The organism is Streptomyces rishiriensis, from assembly GCF_003112535.1.
GTDB classification, from domain to species: Bacteria; Actinomycetota; Actinomycetes; order Streptomycetales; family Streptomycetaceae; genus Streptomyces; species Streptomyces rishiriensis.
The window spans coordinates 22,500-45,788 of record NZ_BEWA01000014.1; the positions used below are offsets into that span (position 1 = coordinate 22,500).

19 protein-coding genes and 1 pseudogene are annotated in these 23,289 nt (G+C 74.0%); 17 read left to right on the plus strand and 3 right to left on the minus strand.

Annotated features, from left to right (window positions below):
• Nucleotides 1-218: 218 nt before the first annotated feature.
• From Sri02f_RS24765 to Sri02f_RS24815, 11 genes are all read left to right on the plus strand, one after another.
• Nucleotides 219-1,256, plus strand: a complete 1,038-nt coding sequence (locus tag Sri02f_RS24765) for an AI-2E family transporter (protein ID WP_245970777.1) — start codon at nucleotides 219-221, stop codon at nucleotides 1,254-1,256.
• Nucleotides 1,257-1,390: 134 nt separating this feature from the next.
• The gene (locus Sri02f_RS24770) at nucleotides 1,391-1,669 is read left to right on the plus strand and encodes a GlsB/YeaQ/YmgE family stress response membrane protein (protein WP_069773456.1); all 279 of its coding nucleotides are present in this window, start codon (nucleotides 1,391-1,393) and stop codon (nucleotides 1,667-1,669) included.
• Between the two features lie 208 nt (nucleotides 1,670-1,877).
• Entirely contained in the window at nucleotides 1,878-2,957 is a 1,080-nt protein-coding gene (locus tag Sri02f_RS24775; RefSeq protein ID WP_245970778.1) for an ABC-2 transporter permease, read from the plus strand.
• 161 nt (nucleotides 2,958-3,118) lie between these two features.
• The gene (locus tag Sri02f_RS24780) at nucleotides 3,119-4,327 is read left to right on the plus strand and encodes an RNA ligase (RefSeq protein WP_109003515.1); all 1,209 of its coding nucleotides are present in this window, start codon (nucleotides 3,119-3,121) and stop codon (nucleotides 4,325-4,327) included.
• A gap of 2 nt (nucleotides 4,328-4,329) precedes the next feature.
• Nucleotides 4,330-5,244 carry a phosphatase domain-containing protein gene (locus tag Sri02f_RS24785; RefSeq protein ID WP_245970779.1) on the plus strand — a complete coding sequence of 305 codons (915 nt, stop codon included), beginning with the start codon at nucleotides 4,330-4,332 and terminating at the stop codon, nucleotides 5,242-5,244.
• A gap of 159 nt (nucleotides 5,245-5,403) precedes the next feature.
• On the plus strand, nucleotides 5,404-6,822 hold the full coding sequence (locus Sri02f_RS24790) for a DEAD/DEAH box helicase (RefSeq protein ID WP_109003517.1): 1,419 nt from the start codon (nucleotides 5,404-5,406) through the stop codon (nucleotides 6,820-6,822).
• A gap of 377 nt (nucleotides 6,823-7,199) precedes the next feature.
• Nucleotides 7,200-10,310, plus strand: coding sequence for an AfsR/SARP family transcriptional regulator (locus Sri02f_RS24795; protein WP_109003518.1), 3,111 nt, complete (start codon nucleotides 7,200-7,202; stop codon nucleotides 10,308-10,310).
• A gap of 83 nt (nucleotides 10,311-10,393) precedes the next feature.
• On the plus strand, nucleotides 10,394-11,059 hold the full coding sequence (locus tag Sri02f_RS24800; protein ID WP_109003519.1) for a M15 family metallopeptidase: 666 nt from the start codon (nucleotides 10,394-10,396) through the stop codon (nucleotides 11,057-11,059).
• 111 nt (nucleotides 11,060-11,170) lie between these two features.
• The gene (locus tag Sri02f_RS24805) at nucleotides 11,171-11,653 is read left to right on the plus strand and encodes an RNA polymerase sigma factor (RefSeq protein ID WP_245970780.1); all 483 of its coding nucleotides are present in this window, start codon (nucleotides 11,171-11,173) and stop codon (nucleotides 11,651-11,653) included.
• Between the two features lie 114 nt (nucleotides 11,654-11,767).
• Nucleotides 11,768-12,904, plus strand: a complete 1,137-nt coding sequence (locus Sri02f_RS24810; protein ID WP_109003521.1) for a C40 family peptidase — start codon at nucleotides 11,768-11,770, stop codon at nucleotides 12,902-12,904.
• A 369-nt stretch (nucleotides 12,905-13,273) separates the two neighbouring features.
• Nucleotides 13,274-14,098, plus strand: a complete 825-nt coding sequence (locus Sri02f_RS24815; protein ID WP_109003522.1) for a class I SAM-dependent methyltransferase — start codon at nucleotides 13,274-13,276, stop codon at nucleotides 14,096-14,098.
• A gap of 254 nt (nucleotides 14,099-14,352) precedes the next feature.
• Here Sri02f_RS24815 and Sri02f_RS24820 read toward each other — a convergent pair whose 3' ends face one another.
• Nucleotides 14,353-15,555 (minus strand): PP2C family protein-serine/threonine phosphatase, encoded by a 1,203-nt coding sequence (locus Sri02f_RS24820; protein ID WP_109003633.1) that lies wholly within the window; start codon nucleotides 15,553-15,555, stop codon nucleotides 14,353-14,355.
• 205 nt (nucleotides 15,556-15,760) lie between these two features.
• On the opposite strand from Sri02f_RS24820, the pseudogene Sri02f_RS24825 reads away from it, so the two are divergent.
• Nucleotides 15,761-15,898: pseudogene (locus Sri02f_RS24825) on the plus strand (transcriptional regulator); the annotation flags it as partial.
• Nucleotides 15,895-16,281: a VOC family protein gene (locus tag Sri02f_RS24830; protein WP_109003523.1), complete on the plus strand. Its 387-nt coding sequence runs from the start codon at nucleotides 15,895-15,897 to the stop codon at nucleotides 16,279-16,281. The pseudogene Sri02f_RS24825 and the gene Sri02f_RS24830, both read left to right, overlap by 4 nt.
• A gap of 214 nt (nucleotides 16,282-16,495) precedes the next feature.
• Here Sri02f_RS24830 and Sri02f_RS24835 read toward each other — a convergent pair whose 3' ends face one another.
• Together Sri02f_RS24835 and Sri02f_RS24840 are read right to left on the minus strand one after the other, a co-directional pair.
• Nucleotides 16,496-16,921, minus strand: a complete 426-nt coding sequence (locus Sri02f_RS24835; protein WP_109003524.1) for an SRPBCC family protein — start codon at nucleotides 16,919-16,921, stop codon at nucleotides 16,496-16,498.
• Nucleotides 16,922-17,049: 128 nt separating this feature from the next.
• Nucleotides 17,050-17,409, minus strand: coding sequence for a MerR family transcriptional regulator (locus Sri02f_RS24840; protein ID WP_109003525.1), 360 nt, complete (start codon nucleotides 17,407-17,409; stop codon nucleotides 17,050-17,052).
• A 596-nt stretch (nucleotides 17,410-18,005) separates the two neighbouring features.
• Between Sri02f_RS24840 and Sri02f_RS24845 the strand changes: the two genes are divergently transcribed.
• The 4 genes from Sri02f_RS24845 to Sri02f_RS24860 all read left to right on the plus strand — a co-directional run bounded on the left by Sri02f_RS24845 (nucleotide 18,006) and on the right by Sri02f_RS24860 (nucleotide 23,259).
• Entirely contained in the window at nucleotides 18,006-18,842 is an 837-nt protein-coding gene (locus Sri02f_RS24845) for an alpha/beta fold hydrolase (RefSeq protein WP_109003526.1), read from the plus strand.
• Nucleotides 18,843-18,864: 22 nt separating this feature from the next.
• Entirely contained in the window at nucleotides 18,865-19,398 is a 534-nt protein-coding gene (locus Sri02f_RS24850) for a TetR/AcrR family transcriptional regulator (protein WP_109003527.1), read from the plus strand.
• A gap of 112 nt (nucleotides 19,399-19,510) precedes the next feature.
• The gene (locus Sri02f_RS24855; protein ID WP_109003528.1) at nucleotides 19,511-21,691 is read left to right on the plus strand and encodes a DUF4139 domain-containing protein; all 2,181 of its coding nucleotides are present in this window, start codon (nucleotides 19,511-19,513) and stop codon (nucleotides 21,689-21,691) included.
• Nucleotides 21,692-21,699: 8 nt separating this feature from the next.
• Nucleotides 21,700-23,259, plus strand: a complete 1,560-nt coding sequence (locus tag Sri02f_RS24860; RefSeq protein ID WP_109003529.1) for a mucoidy inhibitor MuiA family protein — start codon at nucleotides 21,700-21,702, stop codon at nucleotides 23,257-23,259.
• Nucleotides 23,260-23,289 lie beyond the last annotated feature (30 nt).

Genomic DNA, 23,289 nt, shown 5'->3' on the forward strand with positions numbered 1-23,289 from the left:
GGGCGCCGGCGAACGCCGCGGACGGCTCCTGGCCGTCCCCGGCGTTCGTCCGTCGCACGGGACGGCCGCCCGCCTTCACCCGACCGGTACCGGCCTTCGGGGGAACTCCGCGTCGCCCCCGCGATCGAAGCGCCGGCCGGTGGTACGGGCATGGGGTGTCCACACCCCCGGATCAGCCCGCCTCGCCGCCCGGACGCCGAAGCGGCGGGGATCCGCGCGTGCCGGGGCCGCTGCGGACGGCGGCCGCGTACGCGTGGCGGATCATCGCCGTCGGCATCGTCGTCCGGGTCGTCTTCTCGGTGCTCGGGCAGTTCCACCAGATCGCCGTCGCCGTCTTCCTGGGCCTGGTCATCACCGCGGTGCTGCGCCCCGTGGCCGACCTCCTCGCCCGGCTGATGCCCCGTCCGCTCGCGGTGGCCGCCGCGCTCGTCGGCGGCGTCGTCCTGGTCGTGGGCGTGCTGACGCTGGTGGGCGAGTCCGCGGCACGTCAGCGCAGCGGGCTGGCGAAGGAGTTCGTGACGGGCATCGACCGGATCCAGCGTCAGCTCGAAGGGCCTCCCTTCCGGCTCCCGCCGCACGCGTTCGACGATCTCCAGTCCCGGATCGGCGACCTCCTCTCGAGCCACCGCTCCGCCCTGTTCAGCACGGCGATCAGCGGTGCGAGCCGGCTGGTCGAGGTGCTGACCGTGTTCGCCCTGTCCGTCTTCTGCTCGGTCTTCTTCACGCACTCCGGGGACCGGCAGTGGCAGTGGCTGTGCGATCAGCTCCCCGCCGCGGGACGGCGGCGCTTCACGGTGGCGGGCCGGGCCGCCTGGCGGACCTTCACCGGATACACGCGCGGCATCCTGCTGGTGGCGGCGACCAACGCGCTCCTCGTGGGCGTCGCCCTGTTCGTCCTCGGGGTGCCGCTCGCCGTCCCGCTCGCGTTGCTGGAGTTCCTGGCCGCCTTCATCCCCCTCATCGGCTCGCCGATCGCGCTGGCGGTGGCGGCCGTGGTAGCCCTCGCGGCCAAGGGGGTGTTCATCGCCCTGCTGGTCGTGGTCCTGATCGTGGTCATCGGCCAGATCGAGGGCCACCTCCTGCACCCCCTCGTGATGAGCTGGGCGGTCCGGTTGCACCCGGTGGTGGTCGCGCTGGCCGTCGTCGGCGGAGCGGTCGCGGCCGGGGTCATCGGCGCCGTGGTCGCCGTCCCGCTGGTGGCCGTGGCCTGGTCCGTGTACCAGGCGCTGCGCGGTCCCACCGACGCGCCGGGATGACGGCCGTTCGCCCCGCGCGGCCGGGGAATCTTCCGCCGTCCGGTCAACGACTCAACGAAAGAGACGTTTGTACGGGCGCGGATGGTGCACACGAGAGCTAACACCGTTCTTACAAGACGAAGCGGAGACGCATCATGGGCATCATCGCGTGGATCATCATCGGCCTGCTCGCCGGCGCCATCGCCAAGGCCTTGATGCCGGGCAAGGACCCCGGCGGCATCATCATCACCATGCTCATCGGCATCGCGGGCGGTCTCCTCGGCGGCTGGCTCGGCAAGGTGATCTTCGGCGTCGACTCCATCGACGGGTTCTTCGACCTCTCCACCTGGATCGCCGCGATCGTCGGCTCCTTCATCCTCCTCGCCCTCTACCGCCTCGTCACCGGCAACCGGCACTCGCACCGCCACGCGTGACGCGCTGACGTCACACACTTTCGGGCATCCGGTCGGCTCCCCCCTGTTCGCAGGGCGGGAGCCGCCGCCGTGAACGGCCCTCCGCCCCGGCGCCCTCGACGTCTTGCTCCTCATGGGCCCCCGCCGGCGCCGAGCGAAGCGGAGCGTCCCATTCACCGGTCTGTGCGATCATTCGCCCGTGAACGCACCTTCCAGCCCGTCTTCGGGCGTGTCTTCAGCCGAGGGTGACGCCAAGTCGCCCGGTTTCGCCGCCGAGTTCAAGGACGCGGTCACGCTACGGGCCTTCGGGCTCGTACTCGGGGGCCTGCTCGTCCAGCTCGCCTTCGTCGTGTCCTACGTCGGGGCCTTCCACTCCCCCGTACCGCACCGGATACCGGTCGCGGTCGTCGCGCCGCAGCAGGCGTCCGCGAAAATCGTCGCCCAGCTCGACGCCCTCGCCGGCGCCCCGGTCGACGCGACGGCGGCGCCGAACGCCGCGGCGGCCCGGCAGTGGGTCCTCACAAGGAAGGCGGACGCCGCCTTCCTCTTCGACGCCACCGGCGCGAAGGACACCCTGCTGGTCGCTTCCGCGGGCGGGCCGTCGGTGTCGCAGACCGCCACCCAGATCGCGCAGAAGATCGAGGCGGCGCAGAAACGGCAGATCACCGTCACCGACATCCGGCCCCCGAACGCCGGGGACGGGCGCGGCATGACCTCCTTCTATCTGGTGCTGGGCTGGGTGATCGGCGGCTACCTGACCGCGACGATCATGGGCATGGCGGCCGGTTCCCGTCCCGCCAACCGCCGGCGCACCGTGATCCGCCTGGCCGTGCTCGCGCTGTACGCGGCCGTGTCGGGCGTCGCCGGAGCGGCCGTCGTGGGGCCGTTGTTCGACGCGCTCGACGGTCACTTCTGGGCCCTGAGCGGCATCGGCGCCCTGGTCGTCCTCGCCTCGGCGGCGACCGCGCTCGCCCTGCAGACCCTGCTCGGCCTCCTGGGCACCGGCTTGGTGATCCTGCTCTTCGTGGTGCTCGGCAACCCGAGTTCCGGCGGCGTGTACCCGGCGCCGCTGCTCCCGTCGTTCTGGAGCGCGATCGGCCAGCTCCTTCCGCCGGGGGCCGGGACGACCCTGGTCCGCAACACGGTCTACTTCTCGGGCCACGCCGTCTCACCCGCGCTCTGGGTGCTCGGCGCGTACGCCGTGGGAGGGGCGCTGCTCGCCTTGGCGGCGTCCTGGCGCAACGAACGCCGCCCCGCCGCCCCCGCCACGGAGCCCGAGTCCCCGCCACAGGCCGTGCCGGCGGGCTGACGACGGGCGCAGCCGCCGACAAGGGCGCCGGGAACTCCTGCCGGGCGGCATCACTGCGGGTCTTCGAGAGGCCTGTGTCTCCCCGGCGCCCGCCGGATAATTCGGTGTCCTGCCGCCCTCCCCGCACGTGACAATCAGGCACCGGCAAGGGGAGGAACACCATGAGCCAGGACCACCTGACTCTTCATGAGCTGCTGCCGCCGCAGGAGCTGGCGGCGGCGCTCGACGCGGGACACGTCACGCGCAAGGCGCACCCGGAACTGCCCCTGTCGATCTACACGTACACGCGGACGTGCCAGTACGAGAGAGTGTGGAACCGGGTGACCACCCGTTGCCGCGGGCTGGTGGCCGACGACGGCACCGGGGAGATCGTCGCGCTGCCGCTGCCCAAGTTCTTCAACGTCGGTGAGCACGAAGCCGGTCAGCCCTACGCGCCCGGCCTGCCCGACGAGCCGTTCGAGGTGTACGACAAGGTCGACGGCAGCCTGGCCGTGGTCTTCCACTACGCCGGCCGGTGGCGCGTCGCGTCCAAGGGCTCGTTCATCAGCGTCCAGGCCGCCTGGGCGCAGCGGCTGCTCGACGGCAAGGACACCTCCGCTCTCGTCCCCGGTGTGACCTACCTCGCCGAGATCCTCTACCCGCAGAACCGGATCGTCGTCGACTACGGCGAGCGTCGCGACCTGGTGCTGCTGGCCGCGATCGCCAAGGACGGCACGGAAGTCGCCCTGGCCGACGCCGCGCCGCACTGGCGTGGCATCGGGTCGGTCGTCACGGTGTGGCCCGCCATGCCGCTGTCCGAGCTGCTGGCACTGGCCGAGGCCAACCGGCTGCCCGGGGGCAGGACGGCCACCGGCACCGAGGCCGAGGGGTTCGTGCTGCGCTTCGCCTCGGGTGTCCGGGCCAAGGCGAAGCTCGCCGAGTACGTCCGGCTCCACAAGGTCCTCACCGGCGTGAGCGAGCGGGACGTCTGGCGCGGTCACGGCGTCCAGCGGTTCGCGGGTCTGCCCGCCAAGCAGGTGGCTCAGGCGCTGGGCTGCTCGCCCGATGACGTCGAGGCGTCCGGCGGCCGTCCCCTGGACGCGCTGCTGGAGCGGGTGCCCGACGAGTTCGACGCGTGGGTGCGCGGCATCGTCGCGGGCATCGAGAAGCAGGTGGCCGACCGTGAACGGGCGATCGACGACGCGTTCCGTTCCCTGGAGCCGCTCACGGGCGACCGGGGAGCGTTCGCCCGCGCCGTGGCGGCGCTGCCCGATCCGGCCCTGCGCCCCGCCATGTTCCTGCGCCTGGACGGGCGTCCGACCGAGCTCGTGACCTACCGTTCCGTCCGGCCGGAGGCGTCCGACCCGTTCCAGACCGACGAGGAGAACTGACCGTGCCCGTAGTACACGTCATGACAGGCCTGCCGGCCTCGGGGAAGACGACCGCCGCGCGCAGGATGCAGGCGGAGTCCGAGGGCCGGATGCGCCGCGTCAACCTCGACGACCTGCGGGCGATGCTCGACGTCCCCGCTCCCGAGCGGGGGCGGTCGCACGCGCACGAGCAGACGGTGCTGGCGATCCAGGACGCGGCGGTGCGGGCGGCCGTCGACGACGGTTTCGACGTCGTGGTGGACAACACGCACATGACGCCGCACGTGCCGAAGCGGCTCAAGGCCGCGGTGGCGGGACTGGCCACCTTCGTCGTGCACGACTTCACCGACGTTCCGGTGGAGGAGTGCGTACGGCGCGACGCCGAGCGGGACAGAGCGGTCGGCGAGGAGATCATCCGCCTCCTCGCCGACAAGCACGCCAAGGCCAGGCGAGGCGGCTGGCGGCTCACCGCGGAGTGGATGAACGACCAGCCCCGCGTCGAGCCGTACCTCGCCGACCCGGCGCTGCCCGCGGCGGTCATGTGCGACATCGACGGCACGCTCGCCCTGCGGGGCGACCGGGGTCCCTTCGACTTCACCCGCTGCGAGGAGGACCTGCTCAACGAGTCGGTGCGCGGCGCGCTGCGTTCCTTCCGCAGCGCCGACGGCGACGTCGTCGTGCTGCTCTCGGGCCGCGGCGAGGAGCACCGCGGCCGCACGGAGGCGTGGCTGCGTGCGCACGACGTCCCCTACGACGAGCTGTGGATGCGTGCCGCCGGTGACGGCCGCCGCGACGACGTGGTGAAGGCCGAGCTCTTCGACCGTCATGTGCGCCACCGCTTCGCGGTGCGGGTCTCCCTCGACGACCGCGACCGCGTCGTCGCCGTGTGGCGCCGGATGGGGCTGCCGACCTGGCAGGTCAACTACGGCAGCTTCTGACCGGCGCTTCCCGGCTCCGCGGACGCCCGGACGCCTGCTCGCCGGCCGCCCGCGCGCCGGCCGCTGGTAAACTGGGGGCACGCTTCGACACCGCCGGGGCCCGTACCGAGGGGTACGGGCCCCGGCGCGTTCCGGGCGTCAGACCAGGAAGGCTCCCCCATGAACGCGCAGCTGCCGGAACCCGAGCTCCCGCAGGCCGGCAGGCTCCGCCGGGCGACGGCTCCGGACGACGATCCGTCCACGCCGGACGCGGTGTCCCCCGGCTTGCCGCCGGCCGCGTCCTTCGACGCGCTCGGGCTGCCCCCGGCTCTGGTGGAGACGATGAACGGCCTGGGCGTGACGGAGCCCTTCCCGGTCCAGGCTGCCACCCTCCCCAACGCGCTGGCCGGGCGTGACGTCCTCGGACGGGCGCGGACCGGCTCCGGCAAGACGCTCGCCTTCGGTCTGGCGCTGCTCGCGCGGACGGCGGGCGTGCGGGCGGAGGCGAAGCGGCCGCTCGCCCTGGTGCTGGTGCCCACCCGGGAACTCGCACAGCAGGTCGGCGAAGCGCTGGAGCCGTACGCGCAGACGCTGAAGGTGCGGCTGGCGACGGTGGTCGGCGGCCTGTCCATCAACCGTCAGCAGGCGCAGCTGCGGGCCGGCGTCGAGGTGGTCATCGCCACCCCGGGGCGGCTGACGGACCTGGTCTCCCGGCGCGACTGCCAGCTGAACCACGTGCGGATCACGGTCCTGGACGAGGCCGACCAGATGTGCGACCTGGGGTTCCTGCCGCAGGTCTCGGACCTTCTGGAGCAGATCCCCGCCGACGGGCAGCGGCTGCTGTTCTCGGCCACGCTCGACCGCAATGTCGACCAGCTGGTGCAGGACCACCTGCACGACCCGGTCGTCGTGTCGGTCGACCGGATCGCGGGCTCGGTCGCCACGATGGACCACCACGTCCTGAACGTCCACGCCGCCGACAAGTACGCCACCGCCACCGAGATCGCCGCGCGGGACGGCAGGGTCCTGATGTTCCTGGACACCAAGGCCGGCGTGGACCAGTTCACCCGCCACCTGCGCGCGGCCGGCGTCCGAGCCGCCGCCCTGCACAGCGGGAAGTCGCAGCCGCAGCGCACGCACACCCTCGCCCGGTTCAAGGAGGGCGAGATCACCGTGCTGGTGGCCACGAACGTCGCGGCGCGGGGCATCCACATCGAGGCGCTCGACCTCGTCGTCAACGTCGACCCGCCGGCCGACGCCAAGGACTATCTGCACCGTGGCGGGCGCACCGCGCGCGCCGGGGAGTCCGGGCGCGTGGTCACCCTGGTCACCCCCGGCCAGCGGCGCGACGTGAACCGGATGATGTCCGAGGCCGGCATCCGGCCCACGACCACGCAGGTGCGCTCCGGCGAGGAGACGCTGACGGCCATCACGGGGGCGAAGCGCCCGCCGGCCGGGACGAAGACCGGTGGCGGCAACGCCCCCTTCCGCGGCCTCGGCACCCGTCCCGGCCGCCCCGCCAAGGAGTCCCGCAAGGCCGCGGAGGCCCGCAAGGCGGCGGAGGCCCGGGCCGCGGCCCGGGTGCGCAAGGGCCGCTGACGCCGGACGGACGGCCCTCCCCCGCGGGACCGTCCGCCCGGCGCGCGGGCGCGAGGCCGACGGACCGGGCGCGGACGCGGGTCAGCTGATCCGAACGGTCTTTCCGGGCCGCCGGGCTCATACGAACGCCTCGCCCGCACCGTCTCTCGGACGAGCCACCCGTGCGGCGCGCATCTAATCCGGCCAAGTGCCGCCGCGGGCGGGAACCGACGGGCCGCCGTGTCCGCCCCGGCGCCCGGCCCGCGCGAGGGCGTGCCCGCTGCGGCGCACCGGCCGGATCCGGCCAGGCGGCCCGGCGCCCGGCGTCCTCCGAACGACGCCCGCCGATATCGTTGGCGCGCTCCGCGGTGCGGGAACGGTACAGCGATCGGGGACTCATGCTCGAGGTACGTCTACTCGGTCCGGTCGAGGTGTGGGAAGGCAACCGGCGGGCCCCGCTCGGTGGGGTCAGGCCGCTGGCCGTGCTGTCCGCGCTCGTCGTCCACCTCGGGCAGGTGCTCTCCACCGAACGGCTCGTGGACTTCGTCTGGGACGAGCAGGCTCCCGCGACGGCCGGCGCCCTCGTCGCCACCCATGTCTCCGCGGTCCGCCGCGCGCTGGCCCGTGTCGGCGGGGCCGAGGCGATCCGGACCCGGCCGCCCGGCTATCTCGCCGAACTCGACCCCTCCCAGGTCGACGCCCGCCGGTTCGAGCACCTGCTCACGGCGGGCCGGGCGTCGGCCGCGGGCGGTCGCCCCGGCGAGGCAGCCGACCTGCTGGCCTCGGCGCTGGGACTCTGGCGGGGACAGGAGGCCCTCGAAGGCCTCGGCCAGTCGTTCGCCCGGATCGAGGCGGCACGGCTGGCGGAACTGCGCCTCGTCGCGCAGGAGGAGTCCTTCGGACTGCAGCTGACGCTCGGACGCGCGGACCGGACGATCGCACCGCTCCTCGCGCACGTGGCCGCCCACCCCCTCAGGGAGCGGCCGCGCGGCCAGTTGATGACGGCGTTGTTCCGCACCGGCAGGGTCTCCGACGCGCTGCGCACGTACCAGGAGGGCCGTGCGGCACTGCGCGAGGAACTGGGCATCGACGCCGGTCCTGAACTACGGGCCCTGCACAAGGCGGTACTGACCAACGACACCGCTCTGCTGGGCGCGGACGCCGCGTCGCCCGCCCCGCAGCCGGCCGGGCTCGCGAAGGCGCGGCAGGCGGTCGGTCCTCCCGTGCCGTCTCCCGGGCAGGCCGCGCGCCCGGCGCCCGCTCCCTCCCATCTCCCGCCCGACATCGCCGACTTCGTCGGTCGCACGCGGCAGATCCAGTGGGCCGACGCGCTGTTGCGCGGTGTCGACGACGCCGAGCGCACCGCGCCGCCGATCGGCGTGATCTCCGGACGCTCCGGTACCGGCAAGACCGCGCTGGCCGTGCACGTCGGTCACCGCGCCGCCGAACTCTTCCCCGACGGACGGCTGTTCATAGACCTGCGGGCCGCCGACACCGCGCCGCTGCAGCCCACCGACGCGCTCGCCCGGCTGCTGCGGGCCGTGGGCGCCGACCCCAAGACGCTGCCCGGATCCGCCGAGGAGCTCACGGGCCTGTACCGCACCCACATCGGGCACCGGCGGATCCTGCTGCTCCTCGACAACGCCGCCGGCGAGGCGCACGTACGGCCCCTGCTGCCGCCGGGCCCCGGCTCGGCGGTGCTCGTGACCAGCCGCCGCAGGCTGGTGGCCCTGGAGGGCGCGGCCCACCTGGACCTGACCGTGCCGGACGGGGAGGAGGCGCTGGAACTCCTGCGGCGCGTGGCGGGCCGGGAGCGGACCGGCGCGCAACCCGAGCGGGCGGCCGAGATCGTCGCGCTGTGCGGACGGCTGCCGCTGGCCGTGCGCATCGCCGGAGCCCGGCTGGCCGCCCGCCCGCACTGGGCGCCGGGGCAGCTCGCCGGACGGCTGCGCGACGAACGTCGCCGGCTGAACGAACTGCGCGCCGGGGACCTGGAGTTGCGCACCAGCCTGGAGCTCGGCTATGCCGACCTCGACCCGCAGGAGCGCCGGGCGCTGCGCCGGCTCGCCCTGCTCGACCTGCCCGACTTCGCGGGCTGGATCGCCGCTCCCCTGCTGGACATCGACACCGAGGACGCCGAGGAGGCGGTGGAGCGGCTGGTGGACTGCCACTTCATCGACGTCATCGGCGTGGACGACACGGGCCGCAACCGCTACCGCATCCACGACCTGGCCCGTGAACACGCCCGTGAGCGCTGTCTGTCCGAGGAGAGCGCGGAGCAGCGCGAGGCGGCCGTGCTGCGCCTGGTGGGCTGCTGGCTGGGGCTCGCCAAGAAGGCGGCGGCGCGCGGCCCGGGCGGCGCGGTCCGGTACTTCCCGCAGCCGGCGACCGTGCACCCCCTCGACGCGGACACCGAGGAGTCGTTGCTGGAGCGGCCCGCGGCCTGGTTCGCCGCCGAACAGGCCTCGCTGTTGGCGGCGGTGGAGTACTGCGCCGGCCACCGGCTGGACCGGCCGGCCCGGGACCTGGCCGGGGCGCTGATCGCGAGTTCGGCCGCGCTGTACAACCAGTTCGACGCCTGGTCCCGCTCGCACACCGCGGCCATCGCGGCGGTGCGCCGCAGCGAGGACGGCGAGGGCGAGGCATGGCTGCTCAACGGCCTGGGCCAACTCTGTTACGAGCAGGACGAGTTCGAGGATTCGTACGCCCGGTTCAGCGACGCCCTGCGCTTGTTCGAGGAGCACGGGGGTCCGTCGCAGGGCGCGGCGGTGGCGCTCGCGGGAATGGGCACGGCCCGGCGTGAGCAGGCCCGGTACGCCGAGGCGCTCCGGTTGCTCGACGCGGCGCTCGACCGGTACGGGCCGGACGCCGCGCGCGGTGCCCGGGCCCGCGTGCTGTACGGCATCGGGTACGTGCACCGGGAACAGGGAAACGGTCCGCAGGCCTGGGAGGCCCTGACCCGGGCGCTGGAGCTGTACCGCGCACAGGCCGACCGGCACGGCGAGGCGCTCACGCTGCGGTCGCTGGCCCTGTGTCACCGGGCGGAGGGCGCGCTGGAACAGGCCGAGCCGCTGCTGCACGACGCGCTGCGGATCTTCACGGGCCTGCGGGACACGTTCGGCGTCATGTACGCCGAACAGTCGCTGGCCAAGGTGGAGGTGCGGCAGGGCCGGCTGGAGGAGGCGGCCGTCCGGCTGGGCCGGTGCCTCGAGGTGGCGCACGAGCGACAGGACCGGTTCGGCGAGGCGCTGGTCCTGCGCACCCTGGGCGAACGGCATCTGGCGGCGGCCGAACCCGACCGCGCCCGGGAGCCGTTGGAGCGGTCGCTGGCGGGCTGGGAGGCGCTGCGGCTGCCGCTGTGGCGGGCCCGCACGGTCTGGGACCTGGCGCAGGTGTGGTCGGCGGACGGCGACGAGGCCCGCGCGCGGGCGGCCCGGTCCGAGGCGATCACGGTCTTCCGGGAGCTGGACTGCCGTGAGGCGCGGGAGCGGGCCGTCGACGCGCAGTAGTCCGGCGCCGCCGCAAAAGACCTGGTCGAGTGCTTGCAGGCAACCTGCAGAGCATTTGCAGCGGCCCGGGGGACGCTTCTCTCGTGACCGACATCATCACGCTCTCCGACCCTCGGGTCGCCGCCGTCGCGCAGGACGAATGCGGTGAGCCGCTCGTCGACCTGCGCGCCGGCGGCGGCCTGCGGCTCGACCACCGGCAGGCCGACGACGACGGCAGCTACGCCCATCTGAGGTCGGGCGCGCTGCGGCGGCTCGTCCTGGCGCAGCGCATGCTGCCGGCCGGCGTCCGGTTCCTGGTGGTGGAGGGGTACCGGCCGCCGGACCTCCAGCGGCGCTACTTCGAGCAGTACGCGGCGACGATGCGACGGGCGCATCCCGGCGCGGCGCCCGAGCGGATACGGGAGCTGGCGAGCGCCTACATCTCCCCTCCGGAGGTCGCACCGCACGTCAGCGGCGGAGCGGTCGACCTGACGCTGTGCGACCGGGACGGCCGCGAGCTGCCGCTGGGCACCGATGTCAACGCGACCCCGGAGGAGAGCGCGGGCGCCTGTCGCACCGAAGCTCCCGGCATCGCGGCCGAGGCGCGGGCGAACCGGGCGCTGATGGCACGGGCTCTGACGGCGTCCGGGTTCGTCAACTACCCGACCGAATGGTGGCACTGGTCCTACGGCGACCGGTACTGGGCCCTGCTGCTCCGCGCCCCGGCCGCCCGCTACGGCCCCGCCGCCCCGCCCCGCCCGACGGCCTGACCACCTCGGGCACGGCACGGCACGGCGCACGACACATCCGACCGAGGGGGAGAAGAAGTGGAGATCAGCAACGCGTCCTGTCCGCCGCCACCGTGCGCGGACCACGAGCACATGAGTCCGGGAGAGTTCGACGCCTCCTTCACGGCCGACATGCCGCGGCTGCGCAGACGGCTCCTGGCGCTGACGGGCAATCCGCACGACGCCGACGACCTGCTCCAGGAGACGTATGTGCGGCTCTCCCGGCGAGCCCGAGCCCAGAACCTGACCCAGCAGCAGCATCCGTACGCCTACCTGTGCGCCGTCGCGGCCAACCTGCTGCGCGACTCCTGGACCCGGCCCTCCCGGCGCGAGCACACCACGGACCGGCTGCCCGAGTCCGGCTGGGACGGCGGACTCGGCGTCTACGAGGCGTCCGCGACGGCGCTCGCGCTGCTGCGCGTGCTGTCCGAGAAGGAGGCCGCCGCGGTGATTCTCGTGGATCTGGAAGGCCTCAGCCACGACACTGCCGCAGAGCGGCTCGGCACGCACCGCGGCACGGTCCAGCGCAACCGCATGCGCGGCCTCGCCAAGATGCGCGCAGCGCTCGTCCGCTAGCCGCACTCGTCCGCCAGCCGCGTGTCGCATCCCACGGGGGTGGGTGCGACACGCCCTTTCTCCCCGCCGTCACCGCAGACGCCGGTGACGTCACGTCGACGAAGGAAGAGTTCCTTGAAGATCACCAGCACGCGCCGCCGGACCAGCGGCGCGATCCTGGGCGCCTCGGTTCTGGCCCTCTCCGCGTTCTTCTCCGCCCCGGCCCACGCCGCGCCCGACGCCTCCTGCGGCGTCCTCGCGCCGGGCGCGACGGCCACCGCCCAGGCCGCCGTGTCCGCGGCCTGTTCCCAGATCGGTGTCTGGTACAGCTGGGGCGGCGGCCACGGCGCCACGCCGGGCGCCACCTACGGCTACTACGACGGCTCGGACCCCGACAGCGCGCACGACAACGAACGCAAGGGCTTCGACTGCTCCGGCCTGATGCGCTACGCGTACTACCAGGCGACCGGCAAGGACCTGCTCAACGGCACGGCCGACGACCAGTTCCACAGCTCTCAGGCCTCCGCCCGCTTCTCCGCCGCGCAGGGCACCGCGCCGTTGCTGCCGGGCGACCTGATGTTCTGGGGAACCGGGCACGTCCACCACGTGGCCATGTATCTGGGCGGCGGGCAGATGGTCGAGGCGTACGAGTCGGGCACGCACATCCGGGTCGCGCCGGTCCGCACCGGAGGTGACTACGCCGGCGCGATCCGGATCAACGGGTCGGGCACCCCGACCCCGCCGCCCGCGGACGGCGGCACGACCTTCGAGACCTGGGGCACGGGGGTGCGCACCCACTCCACGCCGAGCGTGCGCTCCTCGGTCGTGGACACCTTCGCCGGGCCGACGCAGGTGTCGGTGCAGTGCCAGGAGCACGCGGAGACCGTGTCCGCCGAGGGCTACACGAACGACATCTGGTCCAAGCTGGATGACGGCTCGTGGCTGACCAACATCTACATCAAGGGGCCGGCCGAGCTGCCCGGCATCCCGGACTGCGGCGGCAGCAGCACCCCGCCGCCGACCGGTGGCAGCACGGCGCACCAGACCTGGGGCACGGGGGTGCGCACCCACGGCGAGCCCAACGTCAACGCCGCGGTCGTCGACTACTTCGCGCAGCCGACCACCGTCAACGTGGTGTGCCAGGCACACGCCCAGGAGGTGACGGCCGAGGGCTACACCAACGACGCCTGGTCGAAGCTGACGGACGGTTCCTGGCTGACCAACATCTACCTCAAGGGCCCGGCCTGGCTCTCCGACGTCCCCACCTGCTGAGGCCACCGCCCCGGGGCTGCGCCCGGCCCGCGGGTCGCCGGCGGACGCCCGGAGGCCGTGCCGTCGGCCGGAAGGCCGCAGGGCCGATCGGCGCGGACCCGGCGCGCCTCGGGCGTCCGGGCGGCCGCTGGTGGAGGATCGCCGGGCGGCGGCCCGGGAGGGGCTCCGCCCGGTACCGCCCCACCGAGTGAAGAGGTCCGCCATGAGACCGTTCGGCGCCCCGCCGTTCGACGACCCCCGCTGCGGCGATCCCCGCTGCGGCGATCCCCGCTTCGACGACCCGCCGTCGGCGCCCCTCGCCGGCCGGTCCCGCGGACCCGTCAGGATCGGCGGGCAGGTCAGGACCGACGGCGGTCCGCGGACCGCGCCATGACCGCCGCTCGGCACGGGGACGCGGTCGGCGACGGCCGATACGGCGAGGCCGTCTTCCGGCCGGAGCAGGCGGGCGAGGGCGAACGCGTCGACTTCGGCGCGCTCGCCTACGACGACATCACCATGGCGCGGCTGCGGGCGCTCGGGGTCGGGCCGGGCTGGCACTGCCTCGACGTGGGGGCCGGCACCGGCACGGTCTCCCGGCGGCTGCTGGAGGAGGCCGGGGTGGCGAGCGTGCTCGCCGTGGACCGTGACACCCGCTTCCTGGACGCTCGGCCTACGCCGGGGCTCGACGTGCTGGAGGCCGACATCACCGACCCGCAGTCCGTGCCGGGCCGGTTCTCGCTCGTCCACGCCCGTTTCGTGCTGATGCATCTGCCGGCGCGTGACCGCGTGCTCGGCACTCTGACCGAACTCGTCGCGCCCGGCGGCCTGTTGATGCTCAGCGACGCGGTCGACCTGACGAGCGACCTGACGCCCGGCACGCCGTACAGCACGGCGATGCGCGCGATGTGGCAGGGGCTGCGGGACACCATCGGCACCGACGTCTCCTGGGTGCCGTCGTATCCGCGGCTGCTGCGCGGGGCGGGGCTCGTCTCCGTCGCCGCCGAGATCCGTGTGCCGCCGCTGACGCCGGGCAGTCCCCTCAGCCGCTTCTGGGCGGACACCTGGGAGCGCAGCAGGGCGGCGATGCTCGCCACCGGGCTGGTCGACGACGCAGCCGTCGACGCGGCGGTCCGGTACCTGGGCTCCGACGACTGCGCCGCGCTGTCCGCCGGCATGCTCACCGCCTGGGGACGCAGACCGCGGGAGAGCCGGTGAGAGCGGGCCGTCGCGGCCTGCCGCACGCCGGCCGGGCACCGTCAGCGGAACCGCGGGTCCGAACCGCTCAGGGCTCCAGGCCGCAGCGGCAGGCCAGCGCCCTCAGGCGGGCGGGTTCGCGCCGAGCCGCTGCCGGATGCGCGAGGTCGAGTGCCGTCCCCGCGCGGACGGTGAGGTACACGGCGTCCTCGCGGGCCTCGGCGTCGAGACCGGGCGCGGCGCGCAGCCGGCGGCGCGGAGGACGTGAACGCCGGTCAGGCGTCGGCTCCGGCGTTCACCACGGGGCCACCGTGGTCGGGGCCGTGCCAGTCCAGACAGAGGACGGTGGCGTCGTCTCTCACGTGGCCGCGGCAGGCCAGGGAGACCTCCTGGACCAGTGTGCGCACCACCTCGCGCGGATGCTCGGACGCCGTGTCGCGCAGGAGCGCGGCCAGATCGACCGCTTCCGCCTGGCGTTCCTGCATGCCGTCGGTGTAGAGCAGGAGTCGGTCGCCGGGGCGCAGGTCGACGTCCTGCATCAGGTACGGACCCTGCCCGACGACGCCGAAGGGCAGGTTCACGGTCAGGCGCAGTGCCTCCACCGTGCCGTCGCGCATCCGCAGCGGCCAGGGGTGGCCGGCGTTGACGAGCTGTGCGCCGGTGCCGTCCAGCGCGATGCGCAGCAACTGCCCGGTGGCGAAGGTCCGCCGGCCGTGGTCGAGGAGTGCCTGGTGGGTCTGGCGGGCCTGTTCGGCGAGGTCCACCCCGGCGCGCCGGGCGCCGCGCGAGGCGTTCACCAGGAGGGTGGCCATGAGCGAGGCGTCGACGTCATGGCCCATGGCGTCCGTGATGGAGAGGTGCAGGGCTTCCTGGTCGAGGGAGTAGTCGTAGGTGTCGCCGGCGATGTCGGAGGCCGGGACCAGGGCCCCGGCGAGGGTGAACTCGGCGGCCTCGCAGGAGGGCGCCGAGGGCAGCAGCTGACGTTGGATCTCGGCGGCCAGGCTCACCGAGGTGGTGCGGTTGCCCCAGTGGTAGAGGTCGGTGAACCGGCGGTCGGTGACGATGATGTACGCCAGCGCGTGCGCCACCTCCTCCACCTGCTCCAGGACGTCCTCCGTGACCTCGGTGAGGAACAGCTCCAGGACGCCGATGGCGTCGCCGCGGTTCGTGACGGGGGCGAGCACCCGCTGCCCCTGGTCGCTCTGCGGCGCCCGCACCAGCTTCTGGGTGCGCAGGACGTCGTCGTAGACGCCGCTGCCGGCGAGAGGGACCTGACCGGTGCGGTGCCCGTCCCGTCCGGCCGTCTTGTCGCTGACCCGCAGCAGGCGCCGGCCGACGACGTCGAGGAAGAGGAACGACACGTAACGCGCGCCGAACCGGTCGCGCAGATTGCGCGCCACGACGTCGAGGGAGCCTACCGGCGCGGCGTCCTCCGCGGCGGCGAGCACCTCTGCGAGTCCGATTCGGTCACGTGTCACTGTCTCCTCCTGGGTCACGGACTCTCCTTCCCTCGGACACGCGTGCCTCACGTCCGGGACGGAGATGCCGCGGGCTCGACGACGTCGGGGCATGCGCGCTCCGTCCGACGGCGGCGCCGCTTGGTGGGCGAGTGAGCACTTGCCTACCATGGGCGCCACGGCGGAGGACGTCTTCACGCCGTCGGCCGACCCCGCCCGCCGGCTCCTGGCCGTCCTGGGACGGGCGGGCCTGACGGTCTCCCGGCGCGAGGTCCGCTACAGGTTCCACGATCCGGACACCGAACCCCTTGAGCGCATCGCGACCCGGTGGCTCAGGCCCGACCCACGGGAGAGCACCCCATGAGGATCCACCTTTCCAGCGTCTTCGTCGACGACCAGGAGGCGGCGCTGCGTTTCTACACGGACGTGCTGGGCTTCGTGAAGAAGCACGACGTCCCCCTCGGCGAGCACCGATGGCTGACCGTGGTGTCGCCGGAGGATCCCGGCGGCACCGAACTGCTGCTCGAGCCCTCCGGCCATCCCGCGGTACGTCCGTACAAGACGGCGCTGGTCGAGGACGGCATCCCCGCCACCTCCTTCGCCGTGGACGACGTGCGGGCGGAGTACGACCGGCTGCGCGGGCTCGGGGTGCGCTTCACCCAGGAGCCGCTGGAGATGGGCCCGGTCACCACCGCGATCCTGGACGACACCTGCGGCAACCTGATCCAGCTGGTGCACAGCGAGTAGCCCGCGGCGCGTACGGAGCGAACAACCCGACAGCCGGGCGGTGACCGCGGCACAGCCCCTGACCGCCTGTCACGCCCGCCGCGGTCCCATGTCGTTCAGGGCGCCAGGGCGCCCTCGCCCCGGCGCCCCCTGTGTGGGCCGAGGCGACGCCGGTGCCCGTGCGGCAATCCCGCCGCCGGAGGCCCCGCCTCGGAGCGCTCGGCGCTTTCCGGAGTCAGGACGCCGCGCTCTTCTCGGCCAGTTTCTGGAACTCGCCGAGGTCGTAGTTGGCGAGCACCGAGTCGAGATGGGTGAGCGCGCCGAGATGCTCGACGAACCCCTTCGGGTCGTATTCGATCTGCACCGTCACGCGGCTCGCGGTGTCGCTCAGCCGGTGGAAGGTGACCACGCCCGCGTGCTCGACGCCCTCCACGGTGTGCCAGGCGATGCGGTCCTGTGGGACGACCTCGGTCAGTTCGGCCACGAAGTTCTTGTCCGCGCCGGGCAGTTGCAGCTGCCAGGCGAAACGGCGGCCGTCCAACCGCTCCACCAGACGTACATGGCTCAGGAAGGACGGCCACCGTGTCACATCGCTCCACAGCCCCCAGGCGACGCTGACGGGGGCTTCGACATCGACGGTCTCCACAAGGGACGCGGACATGGGCACCTCTCCCGGTCGGGGTTCGGGGCCGGTCCCCGAAACTCGCAGTGTGCGAAGCGGATACCCGCGCCGCCGCGGCGCACACGGTGGGACGAGGCCGGGCACCGGGACCGGCGCCCGCCGGCGGATCAGGGCGAGGTGGAGGACGTCGAGACTGCGGAATGCGGTCCGCCGTCCTGGGCGCGCAGCTGGTCGTTGATGCGCTGGGCCTCTTCGAGCTGGTCCTCGAGGATGACGATGCGGCAGGCCGCCTCGATCGGGGTGCCCTGGTCGACGAGTTCGCGGGCCCGGCCCGCGACGCGCAGTTGGTAGCGGGAGTAGCGGCGGTGTCCGCCTTCGGAGCGCAGGGGGGTGATCAGTCGGTGTTCGCCGAGGGCTCGCAGGAAGGCGGGGGTGGTGCCGAGCATCTCGGCGGCCCGGCCCATGGTGTAGGCGGGATAGTCGTCGTCGTCGATGGGGGCGACGGATGGGGTACTGCGAGGGGGCATAGACCTCTTCTTCCAAAAGACGCGTCGGGGGGCCCGGGTGCCATGCCGGCACCCGGGCCCCGAGCCTTCAACACCATCTGCCGGCCGACTTCGCCGGTATTTTGTTCCGCAGGGTGCACCCGGGAGGGTGCGGCTGCGGGGATCGCGGATGCGTGACCGGGGACCACCTTCCAATCCGGGGCCTGCGGTACCCGGGCGGACTGCTTCCTCGCCCGGGCGATCCTGATGGCGTGCGCTCCTTACCTTCGGTTGATCGGTTGCACTGCTGGATACCGCGGATACTGCTCACGACCCGCATGGGGCCGAGTCCTGCTGGTCATGCATACGCGGCAGGTTCGTATCGGCCGCGTCCTCTTCTTTCGACTTTCCGAGTACGCCAAAAAACTCTAGCTCTGCAGCGAGCCCATGTCTACTCCGGCCACTACAGATTTTCTCCATGGCGATCACCCGGCCGGAGCGCGGGCGCCACCCTGCCGAGAGGCGTCCGCCGCCCCGCGGAAGCCCGGCCAACACCCGCCGGGAACTTCGCCGTTGACAAGCGTGGCTAATGTGATTAGCTTTTGGCTAACGGAATTAGCCTAACATCAGGGGATGCCATGACCGAGTACCTGGCCGTAGCCGACGGCACCATCGCTTACGAGGTGGCGGGGTCCGGGCCCCTGATCGTGCTCGCGCACGGCATGGGCGACAGCCGCGCCGCCTACCGGGGCGTCGTGCCCCCGCTCCTCGCGGCGGGGTACCGGGTCGCCGCCGTCGACCTGCGCGGCTGCGGCGAGTCGAGCGTCGACTGGCCGGACTGGAGCCGCACCGCCATCGCCGGTGATCTGCTCGCCGTCGTCCGCCATCTGGGCGGCCCGGCCGTCCTCGTCGGCCACTCCGTGTCCGGCGGCGCCGCCACCATCGCCGCGGCGCAGGACCCCTCCCTGATCACCGCCGTCGTCGAGTTGGCGCCCTTCACCCGCAAGCAGTCGCTGCGTCTCGGCGACCTTCGGGTGAAGCGTTTCCGGCAGAGCCTGCTGCGGCTGCTCGGCGCCGGCGTGTTCGGCAGCGTGCCGCTCTGGCGCTCGTATCTCGACATGGCCTACCCCGGTGTGAAGCCGGCGGACTGGGCCGAGCGGCTCGGCCTCATCGAATCCCGGCTGCGTGAGCCGGGCCGGATGAAGGCCATGCAGGCGATGGGCCGCAGCGCCCCCACCGACGCGGGCGCGCGGCTCGGCGCCGTCCGCTGCCCGGTCCTGGTCGTGATGGGCACGCTCGACCCCGACTGGGCCGACCCGCACGCCGAGGGTTCGGCGATCGTCGACGCGCTGCCGTCCGGCCTCGGCAGGCTCGAGATGATCGAGGGCGCGGGGCACTACCCCCACCACCAGCTGCCCGACCAGGTGGCTTCGCTGGTCCTCGCCTTCCTCCGGTCGGACGCCGCTCGTGCCTAGGGCCGGCCTGGACCGGGCCGCCGTGGTCACGGCAGGCGCCGCCCTGGCCGACGAGGTGGGCCTCGACCGGCTGACGATGGGGCTGCTGGCCGAGCGCGTCGGCGTGCGCACCCCGTCCCTGTACAAGCACGTGGGCGGCCAGGAAGACCTCAACCGCGGTATCGCGGTCCTGGCCCTGGGCGAGGCCGCCGACGCCGTCGGCGTCGCGGTCCAAGGGCGCGCGGGCCGTGACGCCCTGGCGGCCGCGGCGCGCGCCTTCCGCGCCTTCGTCGTGGAGCACCCCGGCCGGTATGCCGCCACGATCGGCGTGGAACCGTCCGGACCCGACGATCCGCTGGCCGCCGAGGGCCGGCGGCTGCTGGACGCGTTCACCGCGGTCCTGCGCGGCTACGAGATCGCCGGGTCCGACGTGGACCACGCCCTGCGCATGCTCCGCAGCCTCTGCCACGGCTTCGCCACGCTGCAGTCGGCCAACGGCTTCCAGTGGAGCGCCGACGTCGACGAGAGCTTCGAGTGGCTGATCGCCTTCACCGACCGGGGCCTGCGCGCCGGCTGAGCGCTCCGCCGTCAGCCGCCACCGCGTACTTCCTTCTTCCTTGCGCGTGCCGCGCGGCCGGCGGCCCGCAAGTAGGCTTCACCTCCAACCGGCGTGACGGGGGACGGAGCACATGACGGCTGAGACGGCACAGCGGTGGGGGTCGGCACTCGACGCGGTCGTGGTGTACGCGCAGGGGGCGCTCTGCCGCCGGCTGGCCCGGGGCAGCGTGCCGCCGGACGGCCGGGTCCGGGTGACGGGCCTGCCGCGTTCGCTGGACCCGGGATCCCTTCGGGCCCGGGTCACGGGCGCCCGCGCGGCACGCGTGGTCGAGGCGCGCGTGGAGGTCGAGGCCGAGCCGCTCGACGACGCCGGGTCGAACGCGTTGCGACGCGAGGTGGAGCGGCTGCGCGAGGAGTGGACGGCGGCGCAGGGTCGCCGGGACCGCCAGCTGGGTCTGATCGAGGAGGTCGGGGCTCTGCGCCCGGTCCCGCCCGCGCGCAGACGGGAGGACCCGCACCGCCGCACCCCCGTGGACGCCTGGCTGGGGCTCGCCGAGTTCGTCGACGAGCGGCTGACCCGCCTGCACGCCCGTCTCGTCGAACTGGAGGAGGCGCTGGAGCGCGCCGAGCACGCGTTCCTGCTCGCCTCCGACCGGCTCGACCGCGCTTCCACCGACGCACCGCCCGCGCAGGTGCGGACGACGGTCTCGGCGGTCCTGACGTTCGACGTCTCCTCCGGTCCGACGACGGCCGCGGAAGCCGAGACGGGGACAGGGACCGAGGCAGAGGCAGGAGCCGAGGTGGAGGCAGGAGCCGAGGTGGAGGTGGAGGTGGAGGTCGAGTACACGGTGCCGGGCGCCGTGTGGGCGCCGGCCTACCGGCTCGGCCGGCGTCCGGGCGACGGCGGCGGCCGCCTGGTGCTGCGGGCCTCCGTCGCCCAGCGCACCGGCGAGGACTGGACCGGCGTGCGCATCGCCCTGGCCACCGCCGACCTGCGGCGCCGTACCGATCTGCCCAGACTTCGCTCGATGCGCATCGGACGCCGTCAGCCCTCCCCCGCGCCGTCCGGCTGGCGCGAGCCGCCGACGGGTCTGGCCGACCTGTTCGCCGGCTACGACGGGGCAGACACCCGTACCGACCCGGCCCGCGCCGCCGCGCCCGGCGGCTCCATGGCGGTGGGCCAGGGCCGGCCGGTCGCGGCCGGCGCGCCGACGGGTTACGGCGCTCCCCCCTCCGTGCCGCTGCCCGGCAGCGCCTACCCGGAGGCCTTCGGCGGCGGCTCGGCCGATCTCGCGGCGCCGCCCCGCTCCCGCCCGGGGCCGGGCGGCGGAGCACGTGAGCGGACCGGCGGCATGCCGCCGGCGGCCCCCGCCGCCATGGCCTCGGCGCCCTCCGGCCGGGCGGCGGCGCCACCGCCCCCCGCGCCCGCGGCCCCCGGCTCGGCCGCCCCGAAGAGGGCGGCGCCGGCGGCCGGTCCGCCGCAGCCGAGCGGCGCCGAGCTCGACTACCCGGCGCTCGTCCTGAGCGGCCCCGACGACCAGGGGGCCCGCCGCGGCAGGCTGTTCCCCGACGCTCCCCACGACCCGGTGGCGGCCGAGTACCGTCGCCGCGCCGAGGCGGTGACCGCGCTGCCGCTGCCCGGCCACGCGGTGCCGCCCCGCGTGTCGGCCGGCTCCTTCGACCACCGCTTCGACGCCGTCGCCCGCGCCGACATCCCCTCGGACGGCGCCTGGCACACCGTCACCGTCGGCGAGATCCCGGTCGGACTGCGCACCGAGTACCTGTGCGTGCCGTCCGTGGAACAGACGGTGTACGGCACGCTGGTGCTCTCCCACTCCACCGACCAGGCGCTGCTGGCCGGCCCCGTGGAGGTCGTCGTCGGGGACGAGTTCCTGCTGACCGCCGCGCTGCCCACGCTCGCGCCGGGCGGTGTGTGCCGGGTGGGGCTCGGCCCGGCCGAGGGCATCCGGGTCACCCGCCGCACCACGGTGCACGAGTCGACCTCGGGGCTGCGCAACTCCACCACGGTGCTCGATCACCGCGTCCACGTGGAGCTGGCCAACCGCCTGGCCGGACCGGTCACCGTGGAGGTCCGCGAGCGGGTCCCCGTCACGTCCGACGCCGACGTGCGCATCGAGGAAAGGGCCGACTGGTCGGTCCCCCACGACGACGCCGACGCCGAGCACCACGCCCCCGGCGCCCGCGTCTGGCGGGTGGACCTGCCCGCCGGCGGCGTCACCGCCCTCGACGGCGGCTACGAGATCCGCATCCCGTCCGCCAAGGCCCTGGCCGGCGGCAACCGCAGGAGCTGACACAGCCCATGTCCACGGCACCGGAGCCGATCCCTCTCCCCGTCACCGCCGTCACCTGTCTGGAGGACCGCGCCCACGTCGAACGCACCGCCGAGCTCGCCCTGGAGGCGGGGGTCCAGCGGCTGCGCCTGGGCCCGGTCAGCGCGCTGGCCGTCGACCGTACGCTGCACGCCGAACTGACCGCCCCGCACGCGGCGACCGTGCTCGACGTGCGGATCGTGCGCAGCATGCGGCCGCGCGGGCCGCGGCCCTGCGACGACGACTCCGCCCTGCGACGCCGGCTGAAGGAACTCGAAACCGAGCTGGAGGACCTGGGCCGTCGGCGCGACCGACTGCTGACGCGCCTGGACGTGGTCGGCCGTCTCGCCGCCGATCTGCTGCGGGAGATCGGCGAAGGCGCCGGCTTCGGGGAGAGCGAAGGGCCCCGCTGGCATCGCGAACTGGACCGGGTGGACGCCGAACGCGCCTCCCACGACGAGCGACTGCGCGCCGTGGACGCCCGGTCGGCCGCCCTGAACGCCGAACTGGCCGAGATCCGGCGGGTCATGGAGCTCGCCGAGGAGGAACCGGCCGAGCTGATCGGCCACATCGAACTGACCGTCGAGGCCACGGCCGCCGGTCCGGCCGGGCTGCGGCTGAGCCACCTCACCCCGTGTGCGCTGTGGCGGCCCGTCTACCGGGCCGTGCTCGACGGCGACTCCCTCACGTTGGAGACCGACGCGACGGTCTGGCAGCGCACCGGCGAGGACTGGTCGGACGTCCGGCTGACGCTGTCGACGGCGCGCTCGGCGGCGGCGACCGGGCCGCCCCGGCTGGGCGAGGACCGGCTGACCCTTCAGGACCGCTCCTCGGCGGAGCGGCGCACGGTCGACGTCGAGCTGCGCGAGGAGGACGTCGCCGACCTCGGGCCCACTCCGGTGCTCGGCCTGCCGGGGGTGGACGACGGCGGCGAGGTCCGGGTGCTGAGCGCCCCCGCACCGGTGTCCGTGCCGGCCGACGGGCGTGCCCACCGGGTGCCGCTGTCCGCCTTCACCACCACCGCCGGGATCGAGTACGCCTGTGCGCCCGAGCTGTCGCCGCTGGTCACCCAGGTGGTGCGGTTCGACAACCTGTCGGGCCACGCGCTCCTCGCCGGTCCCGTCGACCTGGTCCGCCACAGCGGGTTCAGCGGCCGCGGCGCGCTGGAGTTCACCGCGCCGGGCGCCCCCGCGGAGCTGGCCTACGGCAGCCGCGACGACCACCGGGTCACCCGGCGGACCGAGGAGACCCGCGACACCTCGGCGATCACCCAACGGACCCTGGTCACCCGCACGGTGCGGCTCCACCTGTCCCGGTTCTCCACCCCCGGCGAACACGGCGATCAGACAGTCGTGCTGCGCGAGCGGATCCCGGTCTCCGAGGTCTCGGCGGTGCAGACGCGTGTGCGGGAGGACGCCTGCTCCCCCGCCCCCGACACGGTCGACGCCGACGGCATCGCCCGCTGGAACCTCGTCCTCCCTCCCGGGGGCAGGCGCACGGTCACTCTGGTCTACGAGTTGTCGGCGAGCGCGAAGGTAAACGGGCTGTGATCCCGTCGGGCCGGCACCGCGTCCGCGCGA